Origin of the sequence: Nisaea sp. (assembly GCF_040217065.1) — a bacterium.
Classification (GTDB): Bacteria; Pseudomonadota; Alphaproteobacteria; order Thalassobaculales; family Thalassobaculaceae; genus Nisaea.
Genome location: NZ_JAVJNX010000008.1, coordinates 661,379 through 672,488, shown reverse-complemented (window position 1 = coordinate 672,488; position 11,110 = coordinate 661,379). Strand labels below are relative to the sequence as shown.

The window sequence follows — 11,110 nt, the reverse complement described above, 5'->3', positions numbered from 1 at the left end:
ATCCAATCCTATGCACAAGAGCTTCTGTGTTAACTTTAGCTCAGGATGCTCAGGATCAATCATCATGATCGAAAACCGGCAAACCACTCATGGCCGCCGCCTGCGCATCCCTTTCCTATATCCACAATGTCAAAGAACTTCTTCCCCGAAAGGAAGAGACAACGAAACCCTGTTCCGCCTTACCGGCGGCCCCGGATATTCCCCGTCTTTGGAAACCGCGAAGACGATCAACGTTTCGCGAAACCCGAATATAGGCGAGGCCGCTGCTGGATGCAAGCCCTCTTTCGAGAGACGTGCGAGCGCTGCGGCGCCGCGAAGTGGGCCGGTGTATAGGACCTCGGGCCGGGGCCTGTCAACAGCGAAAAAGCCTGACAGCCTCCGAAATTGATGGCACTATATATAGCATAAAAGCGGCGCAAAAAAACATTCCGTAGGGTATTTCGGGGTAAAAAGCGCCGCGAGCTCTGGTTTCTGAAATGGATCAAATCGAGATGCAGAAAGAGCGTCACGGCACAAAAATATTTTCTGCCCGTCCGCTGGCCGTGCTGGTCGCCCTGTCGGTGCTGTCACTCGGTGCCTGTGTGCCCCCAAACTTTCCGTCTTTCGGGCAGTCTGCCTCGACCGGGGCGCCATCGGAGAAGGATGCCGGCCAGGCCGGCGCGCAGACTCAGGACCGCAGCGAAGGCCCGCAATTCGCGGAATTCAGGGATATCCCGATCCCGGCCAATTCGGAAATCGATTTCGACAACCTGCTGGTTCTGGGCGCCGAGGACGGCTGGATCGGCCGGCTGGCCATGACGTCCGGCTACTCGATGCCGGACATGTACGCCTTCTACGAACGGGAAATGCCCCGCTTCGGCTGGGTCAAGATCACCAGTGTCCGCGCCGCGATCAGCACCATGACCTATTCCCGCGGTGAGCGGATCGCCACCGTGACCCTGCAGAGCCGCACCACCGGGGGCACGCATATCGACTTCACCGTCGCACCGGCAAATCCGCTGGCGAACAAGAGCGCCCTGCCCGCGCCCCTTGCGCCCGCGCCTGCCGCCGGGACCGTGGTCAAGAGCTAGAGAGCGTGCGGCCGCCATAACGGCCGCACAAGACTACAGGATTCCGAGTCGCCGCAGCTCCGCCTGCATCTCGTCCGGCATATCGGCATCGATATCGCCGCCGGCCGCGTACAGATCCTGCGGCGCTTTGTCTTCTTCCAGATAACGCCAGCCCTGGAACGCCCGCTGCGGGCGCGGCACGACCCTGACCACAGCCGGATCGAGGACGATACCGCAGCGCGGCCGCCCTTCCCCGGTTTCGACCTCGTCGAGGCGTACGATACGCTGACGGGCCGAGACCTGCCCCTTGATCACCCAGTAAAGCGAGCCGCCGGACAGGATTTCCTCGGCCCGGCGCGGGAAGGACCGCGTGCGATGGATGCTTGTCGGCTCGACGCCTTCGGCCGCAGCGCGCCGGGCCTGGTCCGCCCGGTACTGCTCAAGCTGCTCCACCGTGTCGATCCCGACGCAGAGTTTGATCAGGTTAAGCGGCATGAAATTCTTCCGTGGCAGGTCTCGTCATCGCAGATCACCCCTGTCTACCCGAACATGCCGAGCATCCACCACCAGAGAAAGTCCAGCGGCAATATGACCCCGAGGGAGAGAACGGCCAGAAAGAAGCAGACGCGTGCGCCTTCCCGGATCGGCACATCGCCAAGCTGCATGCCGATGATGAAGGGCGGCACCTGGTAGGGCAGGATCACGGTCGAGAACCCGACCACGATCAGGTTGAGCACGAGAAAAACGGGAAAGCCGCTGGCGTCGGCCACCTGGCCCGCGAGCGGCGCCAGAACCGCCGGGACGGCCGGCATGGTCGACACCATGCCCATCAGGGTTCCGATCCCGGCAATGATGGCGAAATTCTGCGCCGCCTGACCGGGCGCCAGGCCGGCTGATGCGATCAGCTGCTCGCCGATCCAGCTGCCCAGCCCGGAGCGCGATACCAGGGCCCCTACCGCAAGGATCCCGGCGATATAGATCAGTGGATTGAGGGAAATCTTCTGCCGGTAGACCTCGGCGGAGACAAGCCCGACACCGGGCAACAGGCAAAGCACGCCGACCCCGAGCGAGACCCAGGCGGCAGAGACGCCGTGCACCGCATCCGTCGCCCAGAAGACCAGCGCGGCGGCGAGATAGAGGGTCATCTTCCGTTCGGCCGGGCTCATCCCCGACCAGTTGCCCCGCGTGTCCTCCTGCTCAGTCGCATCCGCATGGCCGGGCTCGCGGAACATCCAGGTCAGGAGCATCGCAATCACCACCGCTTTGACGGCGCCAAGCACCGGAAAATGGAGCAAAAGGTAGTCGAAATACCGGATATGCAGGCCATGAGCGGTTTCCGCCGCGCCGACCAGCACATTGTTCGGCACGTTCGCGGGAAGCACCCCGACGGAACAGAGATAGGAGGTCAGAATCATCGCCAGCACCATGCCGTTCCGCCCCTTGCTGCCGGCCGGATAGCCGAGCCGGTCGGCCAGCGCGGTCATGATCGGCATCAGCAGGACGATTCGCGACAGGGTCGACGGCATCAGGAAGATCAGCACCACGGAAACGATGACAATGCCGGAAATAACCGCGCCGTAGCCGCCGGAGATGCGGGCCGTGATGGCCCGGGCCAGACGCTTGCCGAGGCCGGTGACATCGACCGCTGCACCAATGATCAGGCCGCCAAGCACCAGCCAGAAGGCACCAGAGGCGAAACCGGAAAACACGGTTTCCGGCGAGGCGACGGAGAACACCATGGCGAGAAAGAACAGCAGCATTGCCACCAGATGCTCGGCAACGGCGCCGGTCGCCCAGAGCCCGATACAGAGCACGACGAGGGCACCGGCGGGGGCGGCTCCTTCCGGCATGGCCGCGGGCGGCAGGAAGGCAAGCCAGCCTGAAAGAGCGAAAACCGGGAGCAGGATCAGATGGCGGGGCTGCAAATGCGACATCGATACGACAATTCCAACAAGGCCGGGCGGGACCGACAGACAGACGCGAGACCGTGGAGCCGGTCCCGCACCGGCAGATCAGTCAGTGGCGGTCTTCTCGAAGTGAAGCAGATCCGCTCCCTCCTCAACCTGGTCGCCCGGACCATAGTGAAGCGCCGCGACCACACCATCCTCCGGCGCCCGGATCACATGCTCCATCTTCATGGCTTCCAGCACCATCAGCGGATCGCCCTTGGCGACTTCCGTCCCTTCGGCGATGTGAACCGCAATGAGTTTGCCGGGCATCGGCGCCACCAGATGCCCTGAATCTTCTCCGGCCTCGGCCCCGGAAGCCAGTGCCGTTTTCAAAACATAGCGGTGCGCCGCACCGTCGTAAAAGACGGTCACGGCCCCGGCATCAAAGGCGGCCTCGGCGCGCACTGTAATGCCGTCGAGCCGGGCCTGCAGCCGTCCGTCGGCATGCAGCGCGACGGCGATCCGGACCTGGCCACCGCCCTGTTCGAACACATACTCGCCGGCCTCCAGGCGATAGCGCAGCAGCAGCTCGTCGATGCCCTGCAGCAGCGTCAGCCCGTGCAGCGGACTGTCATTCAGGCGCCAGCCATAGGCCGTCGCCCAGGGCGAATAGGGATCGCCGCCAAGGCGGGCCTGCCGCACCACATCAAGGCGGTCCGCTTCCAGCAGCGCCGCTGCCGCCAGCATCGGCATGGTTTCCGCGTCTCCCGCTCCCCTGGCAGCAAGATCGGCGCGATAGGTCTCGATAAAACGGGTATCGACCCCGCCGGCGATAAAAGCCGGATGTTCAACGATTCTCTTAAGATAGGGGACATTGTTCGCCAGCCCGGCGATCCGGACCTCACCGAGCGCCCGAGACATGCGGCGCAGCGCCTCCGCCCGGTCCCGCCCGTGGGCGATCAGCTTGGCGATCATCGGATCGTAATGGACACTGACCGAATCACCTTCGGCGACCCCGGTATCGACTCGCACGCCCGGCATCTCCAGCGGGAAGGCCAGCCGGTTCAAACGGCCGGTCTGCGGCAGGAACTCGCGTTCAGGGTCTTCGGCATAGATCCGCACTTCGATGGCATGGCCTGCATGGGCGATCTGCTCCTGGGACAGCGGCAACGGGCCGCCCTCGGCAACCCGGATCTGCCAGGCGACAAGATCCTCGCCGGTGATCGCCTCGGTCACCGGATGCTCCACCTGCAGGCGGGTGTTCATTTCCATGAAATAGAACGCGCCGTCTTCGTCCATGATGAATTCGACAGTCCCGGCGCCGACATAGTCGATGGCCTTTGCTGCGTCGATAGCCGCTTTCGCCATGGCGGCGCGCACCGTCTCCTCGAGTCCGGGCGCCGGCGCCTCCTCGACGACTTTCTGGTGCCGACGCTGGACCGAACAGTCCCGTTCGAAGAGATGCACCGCGTTGCCGTGCCGGTCGGCGAAGACCTGGACCTCCACATGGCGCGGGCGGGTCAGATATTTCTCGATCAGCAGACGGTCGTCCCCGAAAGCGGCCGCGGACTCGCGTTTGGCGGCGGCAATACCGTCCGCCAGATCCTCTGCCCGCTCGACCACACGCATGCCCTTGCCGCCGCCGCCGGCGCTGGCCTTCAGCAGAACCGGAAAGCCGATCCGGCTAGCCGCTTCTTCCAGGGTTTCAGGATCTTGGTCCGCGCCGTGATAGCCCGGCACCAGCGGCACCCCGGCTTTCGCCATGATGTCCTTGGCAGCCGCTTTCGAGCCCATCGCCTCGATCGCCGGAACGTCAGGGCCAATGAACAGAATCCCGGCCTCGTCGCAGGCCCGCGCGAAGGCTGCATTTTCGGACAGAAACCCGTATCCCGGATGGATCGCGTCCGCCCCCGTCGCCCGCGCCGCCTCGATCAGCCGGTCAATCCGGAGATAGGAGTCGGCGGCTGGCGCCGGGCCGATCGGGCAGGCTGTATCCGCAGCGGCGACGTGAAGGGACAGCGCGTCCGCGTCCGAATAGACCGCGACAGTACGGATTCCGAGCGACCGGGCCGTGCGGGCAATCCGGCAGGCAATCTCGCCGCGATTCGCGATCAGCAAGGTCCGTATGCTGCGCTCCTGCCTCATCAGACCATCCAGTTCGGCGTGCGTTTTTCCAGGAAAGCCGACAGCCCCTCGCGGCCTTCTCGCGTGGCCCGCTGGCCGGCAATGCGCTGGGCCGTCTCCCGCCGGGTCGTATCGTCAAGCTCGCGCCCGGCGATCTCACGCAGCAGGGTTTTCGAGGCCCGGATGGCATCAGGGCTGCCTTTCTTCAACTCCCGCAGGATGGCATTGATTTCCCCATCCAGGGCATCGGGAGTACAGACACCGTGCACCAGCCCCATGCGCAACGCCTCGGCAGCCCCAAATAGCTCCCCGGTCTGAAACCAGCGATGGGATTCGCGAATGCCGATGGCCTGAATGACATAGGGGCTGATAACCCCCGGAATGATGCCTAGCCGGACTTCCGAAAGGGCAAATTGCGCACTGTCCGCCGCCAGCGCGATATCGCAGCAGGCGCAGAGCCCGAGACCGCCCCCCATCGCCGTGCCGTTGACCTTGGCGATCGTCGTCATCGGCAGCGCATGCAGAGCGTCCATCATGTTCGAGAGCCGCATCGCATCCTCGAAATTCTCGTGCTGCGTATGCTCGGCGGCCCGTTTCATCCAGTTCAGATCGGCACCGGCGGAAAAACTCTTGCCGCTGCCGGTCAGAACCACTGCCAGCAGATCCGCCCTGCTTGCCAGAGACCGGAACAGCCCGTGCAGATCCCCGATCAGGATCTCATCGAAGGCATTGTGGATGTCCGGCCGGTTCAGGGTGACGGTGACGATGCCTTCCGCGTCCTCGACGAGCAGGCTCTCGGGCCGTTTTGGCGTGTATTCACTGTGCATCAGTTACATCCGGAAGATGCCGAATTTCGTCGGCTCGATGTCGCGGTTCAGCGACGCGGAAATGGAAAGCCCGAGAACGGTCCGTGTATCGGCGGGGTCGATGATCCCGTCGTCCCAGAGCCGGGCGCTGGCATAATAGGGATGGCCTTGGGTCTCATACTGCTCGCGGACCGGCTCCTTGAAGGCCTCTTCCTCCTCCACCGACCAGTCTTCGCCCCGCGCCTCGAGCCCGTCGCGGCGCACCTGGGCCAGTACGTTCGCCGCCTGCTCGCCGCCCATCACCGAGATCCGCGCGTTCGGCCACATATAGAGCATCCGCGGCCCGTAGGCCCGTCCGCACATGCCGTAATTCCCGGCCCCGAAGGAGCCGCCGATGATCACGGTGAATTTCGGCACCCGGGCGGAAGCGACAGCGGTGACCAGCTTGGCGCCGTCCTTGGCGATGCCGCCGGCCTCGTATTTCCGGCCGACCATGAAGCCCGTGATGTTCTGCAGGAAGACCAGCGGAATACCACGCTGGCAGCACAATTCGATGAAATGGGCGCCCTTGAGGGAGGCTTCCGAGAACAGGATGCCGTTATTGGCGATGATGCCGACCGGGTAGCCCCAGAGATGGGCAAATCCGGTGACCAGCGTCGTGCCGTATAGCGGTTTGAACTCGTCGAATTCAGAGCCGTCGACAATCCTGGAGATGATCTCCCGGACATCGTACGGCGTGCGGGTATCTTCCGGCACGACCCCATAGATCTCTTCGGCATCATGGAGCGGCTCCAACGGCTCGCGCACAGCAAGGCTCGGACGCTTTACCCGGTTGAGATTACCGACGATGCGGCGCGCCAGGCCGAGCGCATGTGCGTCGTCCCGGGCGATATGATCTGTCACACCGGAAATCCGGGAATGCACGTCGGCACCGCCCAGATCCTCGGCACTCACGACCTCGCCCGTGGCCGCCTTCACCAGCGGCGGGCCGCCGAGGAAAATGGTGCCTTGTTCCCTGACGATGATACTTTCATCCGACATGGCAGGAACATAGGCGCCACCTGCGGTACAGGACCCCATCACCACCGCGATCTGCGGAATGCCGTCGGCGGACATGTTGGCCTGGTTGTAGAAGATTCGCCCGAAATGATCCCTGTCGGGAAAGACTTCATCCTGTTCAGGCAGGAAGGCGCCGCCGGAATCCACCAGATAGATGCAGGGCAGACGGTTCTCCCAGGCGATCTCCTGTGCCCGCAGATGCTTCTTCACGGTGATCGGGAAATAGGTCCCGCCCTTTACCGTCGCATCATTGGCAATGACCATCACCTCCTGGCCCATCACCCGGCCAATGCCGGTCAGCAGACCGCCGGAGGAAATCTCCCCGCCATACATGCCGTGCGCCGCAAGCTGGGAAAACTCGAGCCAAGGTGCCCCCGGATCGAGCAGCGTCCGGACCCTGTCCCGTGGCAGCAGCTTGCCCCGGCTGACATGGCGTTCCTGACTGCGCGCACCGCCGCCTTGCTTGACGGCGACAACCTGCTCGTGCAGATCCGCAACCAGCGACCGCATGCGGTCGGCATTGCGGCGGAAAGTGTCTTCCCGGCCCGTGAGAGCGGATTTCAGAACGGTCATTAAATCTGGTCCCTACCAGCCACCGGTGCCGAGCCAGCGCTCGACATGATCGAGCCGGTCGGCGCCCCAGAACGGTTCGCCGTCGACGATGAAGAACGGCGCACCACAGACGCCGGCCTCGATTGACGCGTCGACTTCTGTTTTCAGTTTTTCCTTCACGGCGGCATCGTTCAGAGCCGAACGGAGCGCCTCCGGATCAACACCGTTGGCAGCGGCGATTTCAATCACGGCCTCGGCATTGTTGATCGGCTTCTGCTCCTGGAACGCCGCATTGAACAAGGCAAGCGCGACCTTCTGCGCCAAGGCTTCATCCTGCCCTTTCAGCCACCAGGTTGCCCGTGCCGCAGCGATGGAAAGAAACGGAAAGCTTTCCGGAAATTCGAGAGGCAGGCCCATCAGACGGGCGCAGCGCGAAAGATCCCGCCGGGAATAGGCACCCTTCAGGGGCTGGTCCATCAGCGGCGCATTGCCGTTCAGTTTGAAGACCGCGCCGAGCAGGGTCGGACGCCAGTCGACCGCGCGGCCATAGAGCTTCGCCAGGTCGTTGATCTTATGGGCCGCCAGATAGGCGAACGGCGATGAATAATCGTAGTAAAAAACGATGGGGTCTCCGCCCGTTTCGCTCTCTGTCATTGTTTCGCTCCCTTGAATCCGTGGCCGGTCACCACGGCAATTCCGCTCCGTCGAAGTTAAAGAACCGCCCGTTGTCTGCCGGGCTCAACCCGTCGATCACGGACTTGATCCCGTTGGCGCTGTCCACCGGCAGGACCGGAGCCGCCGCGCCGCCCATGTCGGTACGCACATGCCCCGGATGGAACATCACCGCGGTCAGTCCGTTCGCCGCAAACTCCAGAGAGAGGCATTTGACCGCCATGTTGAGCGCCGTTTTGGAAGACCTATAGATGTAGGAGCCGCCAGTGCATTCCGCGATCGACGCCATCTTCGAGCTGATGAAGGCCATCTGCTTGCGATCGCTGGACAGCACATTGTCCTTCATCGCCTCGGCAATGCGGATCGGACCGAAGAGATTGGTTTCCATGGCGTCGGCCCAGGCCGCGTAGTCGATCTCGGCAAGCATTCCGCGGCCACCGATGATGCCGGCATTGTTCAGCAGCACATCAATCGGACGCCCCCGGTACCGCTCTGCCATGGCAGCGATGCTGGCGGTGTCTGTCACGTCGAGCGGACAGAGATCGACCCCGTCGATCGCCGCGAGGTCGACCGCCGCGTCAGGGTTACGGCAAGCGCCAATCACGGTCCAGCCGTCCCCCGCATAGGCTCGTGCCAGTTCGAGACCAATTCCGCGATTGGCTCCGGTAATCAGGACTGTCGGCATGAAGCGTCTCCCCTAGCGTTCGTTACCTTGATGGACGATGGCTTTCGCCGTCACCTCGACCTCGACGCGCATCTGCTCTTCGGCCAGATCGCAGATCACCGTCGTGTTGGCCGGACGGGCGGCATTGCAATATTTTTTGATGATCGGCTTGATCCGGTCGAACTCTTCCCGGCTGGCGACGAAGACCCGGACGCGGAGCATGTTTTCCAGACTGCTCCGCGCCTGAAGCAGCGCCCGCTGGATGTTCTGGAAACAGAGCTCGGCCTGCTGCTCCACGCTGTCGGGAAAGCTCATGGTTTCCGGGTCGAATCCCGTTGTGCCTGAAACATAGACCATGTCACCGTCGACAACAGCGCGGGCATATCCGGCCATTTCCTCGAACGGCGAGCCTGAATAGATGCGTTTTCCGATCATCATGTCTCCCTGTCGGCACTTTCCGGCCGCCGTTTACCGTCGCTCCCCGACGGTGACGTGACAACCCTCGACATGGTCATCGACCATGCCCATGGCCTGCATGAAAGCGTAGCATGTGGTGGGGCCGACAAAACTCCAGCCACGTTTTTTCAGATCCTTCGACAGTGCCGTCGATTCCGGTGTGGTGGCCATGGTCTGCAAGGTTGCGTAATCGAGCCGCTCCGTCCCGCGATGTTCCGCCCTGAAGCTCCAGACATAGTCGGAGAGCGCGCCTTCCTTTTCGATCAGCTCAATGGCCCGCCTCGCGTTGTTGACGGTCGAGACAATCTTGCCCCGGTGCCGAACAATTCCGGCATCCTGCACACAGCGTTCGATATCCGCGTCGGTGAAGGCTGCAACCTTCTCGATCTCGAAATTGGCAAAGGCCGCCCTGAAATTCTCGCGCTTGCGCAGGATGGTCAGCCAGGAAAGACCGGACTGGAAACCCTCAAGGCAGATCTTCTCGAACAGCGTGCGGTCGTCCCGCGCCCGCTGACCCCACTCGGTGTCGTGATAATGGCGGTAGAGATCGTCTCCGGCACACCACCAGCAGCGCGGCTTGCCGTCAGCCTCATGGATCAGGCCGTTTTCATGGTCGATGGCCACATGGCCCTCCCGGTCAGGCGGTTTCCTTGAATAGCTCGCGACCGATCAGCATCCGGCGGATTTCGCTGGTACCGGCGCCGATCTCGTACAGCTTGGCGTCCCGCAACAGACGCCCTGTCGCATTGTCGTTAATATAGCCGTTGCCGCCGAGGCACTGGATCGCCTCAAGCGTCATCCATGTCGCCTTCTCCGCAGCATAGAGGATCGCGCCTGCGGCGTCCTTGCGCGTGACCTCGCCCCGGTCACAGGCCTTGGCCACTGTATAGACGTAGGCCTTGGCCGAATTCATCGTCACATACATGTCCGCGATCTTGCCCTGCATGAGCTGGAACTCGCCGATCGCCTTGCCGAACTGTTTACGCTCATGGATGTAGGGCACGACGATATCCATGCAGGCCTGCATGATGCCGAGCGATCCGGCGGCCAGCACCGCGCGCTCGTAATCGAGCCCGCTCATCAGCACCCGGGCCCCGCCATTCAGCTGGCCGAGAACGTTTTCCTCCGGGATCTCGCAATTCTCGAACACCAACTCGCAGGTGTTCGAGCCCCGCATGCCGAGCTTGTCCAGCTTCTGCGCCGTCGAGAATCCCTTGAAACCCTTCTCGACCAGAAAGGCGGTGATGCCATGCTGATGCGCCTCGGGATCGGTCTTGGCATAAACCACCAACGTGTCCGCGTCCGGACCGTTGGTGATCCACATCTTGGTGCCGTTCAGGACGTAGAGGTCACCCTTCTTCTCCGCCCGCAGTTTCATGGAAACCACGTCGGAGCCCGCTCCGGGCTCGCTCATCGCCAGCGCACCGACATTCTCGCCGGAGATCAGCTTCGGCAGATATTTCTGCCGCTGTTCCTCGGTGCCGTTCAGCCGGATCTGGTTCACGCAGAGATTTGAGTGGGCGCCATAGCTGAGGCCGACAGATGCGGAGGCGCGGCTGATCTCTTCCATGGCAACAGAATGTTCGAGATATCCCATTCCGGCGCCGCCGTACTTCTCGTCCACCGTCACGCCAAGCACGCCAAGCGCGCCGAGCTTCGGCCAAAGATCCATCGGGAACTCGTTCGACCGGTCAATCTCCGCCGCGCGCGGTGCGATCTCGTCGGCGGAAAAAGAGCGAACGGCGTCGCGCAGCATGTCCGCGGTCTCGCCCAGATCGTAGTTCAGCGACGGGATATCATTCGGGATCATTGTTATTTCCTCCGCTTCGCATTTTCACG

Annotated in this window: 11 protein-coding genes; 1 reads left to right on the top strand and 10 read right to left on the bottom strand. The window is 62.9% G+C overall.

All coding sequences use genetic code 11. The features are described 5' to 3' along the window. Positions 1–491: 491 nt before the first annotated feature. A complete protein-coding gene (locus RH950_RS12270) occupies positions 492–1,070 on the top strand; it encodes a hypothetical protein (RefSeq protein WP_350057112.1) in 579 nt (192 codons plus the stop codon). A 33-nt stretch (positions 1,071–1,103) separates the two neighbouring features. Here the strand turns inward: RH950_RS12270 and RH950_RS12265 are convergent, their stop codons facing one another. The 10 genes from RH950_RS12265 to RH950_RS12220 all read right to left on the bottom strand — a co-directional run bounded on the left by RH950_RS12265 (position 1,104) and on the right by RH950_RS12220 (position 11,081). Continuing rightward, positions 1,104–1,544: a DUF1489 family protein gene (locus tag RH950_RS12265; RefSeq protein WP_350057110.1), complete on the bottom strand. Its 441-nt coding sequence runs from the start codon at positions 1,542–1,544 to the stop codon at positions 1,104–1,106. A 44-nt stretch (positions 1,545–1,588) separates the two neighbouring features. Further along, positions 1,589–2,983 carry an SLC13 family permease gene (locus RH950_RS12260; protein ID WP_350057108.1) on the bottom strand — a complete coding sequence of 465 codons (1,395 nt, stop codon included), beginning with the start codon at positions 2,981–2,983 and terminating at the stop codon, positions 1,589–1,591. Positions 2,984–3,061: 78 nt separating this feature from the next. Beyond that, positions 3,062–5,083: an acetyl/propionyl/methylcrotonyl-CoA carboxylase subunit alpha gene (locus RH950_RS12255; RefSeq protein WP_350057106.1), complete on the bottom strand. Its 2,022-nt coding sequence runs from the start codon at positions 5,081–5,083 to the stop codon at positions 3,062–3,064. Continuing rightward, on the bottom strand, positions 5,083–5,889 hold the full coding sequence (locus tag RH950_RS12250; protein ID WP_350057104.1) for an enoyl-CoA hydratase/isomerase family protein: 807 nt from the start codon (positions 5,887–5,889) through the stop codon (positions 5,083–5,085). Before RH950_RS12250 ends, RH950_RS12255 begins: the two co-directional genes overlap by 1 nt. Before the next feature lie 3 nt (positions 5,890–5,892). Next, on the bottom strand, positions 5,893–7,500 hold the full coding sequence (locus tag RH950_RS12245; RefSeq protein WP_350057102.1) for a carboxyl transferase domain-containing protein: 1,608 nt from the start codon (positions 7,498–7,500) through the stop codon (positions 5,893–5,895). A 12-nt stretch (positions 7,501–7,512) separates the two neighbouring features. Beyond that, entirely contained in the window at positions 7,513–8,133 is a 621-nt protein-coding gene (locus RH950_RS12240) for a 2-hydroxychromene-2-carboxylate isomerase (RefSeq protein ID WP_350057100.1), read from the bottom strand. A gap of 28 nt (positions 8,134–8,161) precedes the next feature. Continuing rightward, positions 8,162–8,836 carry an SDR family oxidoreductase gene (locus RH950_RS12235; RefSeq protein ID WP_350057098.1) on the bottom strand — a complete coding sequence of 225 codons (675 nt, stop codon included), beginning with the start codon at positions 8,834–8,836 and terminating at the stop codon, positions 8,162–8,164. 12 nt (positions 8,837–8,848) lie between these two features. Next, positions 8,849–9,250: a RidA family protein gene (locus RH950_RS12230; protein WP_350057096.1), complete on the bottom strand. Its 402-nt coding sequence runs from the start codon at positions 9,248–9,250 to the stop codon at positions 8,849–8,851. Positions 9,251–9,283: 33 nt separating this feature from the next. Beyond that, the gene (locus RH950_RS12225) at positions 9,284–9,895 is read right to left on the bottom strand and encodes a DNA-3-methyladenine glycosylase I (protein WP_350057094.1); all 612 of its coding nucleotides are present in this window, start codon (positions 9,893–9,895) and stop codon (positions 9,284–9,286) included. A gap of 13 nt (positions 9,896–9,908) precedes the next feature. After that, positions 9,909–11,081 (bottom strand): isovaleryl-CoA dehydrogenase, encoded by a 1,173-nt coding sequence (locus tag RH950_RS12220; RefSeq protein ID WP_350057092.1) that lies wholly within the window; start codon positions 11,079–11,081, stop codon positions 9,909–9,911. Positions 11,082–11,110 lie beyond the last annotated feature (29 nt).

What these genes read in the sequence shown, in the direction of transcription:
- RH950_RS12250 (WP_350057104.1), bottom strand. Translation starts at nt 5,889, where the DNA reads ATGCACAGTGAATACACGCCAAAACGGCCCGAGAGCCTGCTCGTCGAG.
- RH950_RS12255 (WP_350057106.1), bottom strand. Translation starts at nt 5,083, where the DNA reads ATGAGGCAGGAGCGCAGCATACGGACCTTGCTGATCGCGAATCGCGGC.
- RH950_RS12235 (WP_350057098.1), bottom strand. Translation starts at nt 8,836, where the DNA reads ATGCCGACAGTCCTGATTACCGGAGCCAATCGCGGAATTGGTCTCGAA.
- RH950_RS12230 (WP_350057096.1), bottom strand. Translation starts at nt 9,250, where the DNA reads ATGATCGGAAAACGCATCTATTCAGGCTCGCCGTTCGAGGAAATGGCC.
- RH950_RS12240 (WP_350057100.1), bottom strand. Translation starts at nt 8,133, where the DNA reads ATGACAGAGAGCGAAACGGGCGGAGACCCCATCGTTTTTTACTACGAT.
- RH950_RS12220 (WP_350057092.1), bottom strand. Translation starts at nt 11,081, where the DNA reads ATGATCCCGAATGATATCCCGTCGCTGAACTACGATCTGGGCGAGACC.
- RH950_RS12265 (WP_350057110.1), bottom strand. Translation starts at nt 1,544, where the DNA reads ATGCCGCTTAACCTGATCAAACTCTGCGTCGGGATCGACACGGTGGAG.
- RH950_RS12245 (WP_350057102.1), bottom strand. Translation starts at nt 7,500, where the DNA reads ATGACCGTTCTGAAATCCGCTCTCACGGGCCGGGAAGACACTTTCCGC.
- RH950_RS12270 (WP_350057112.1), top strand. Translation starts at nt 492, where the DNA reads ATGCAGAAAGAGCGTCACGGCACAAAAATATTTTCTGCCCGTCCGCTG.
- RH950_RS12260 (WP_350057108.1), bottom strand. Translation starts at nt 2,983, where the DNA reads ATGTCGCATTTGCAGCCCCGCCATCTGATCCTGCTCCCGGTTTTCGCT.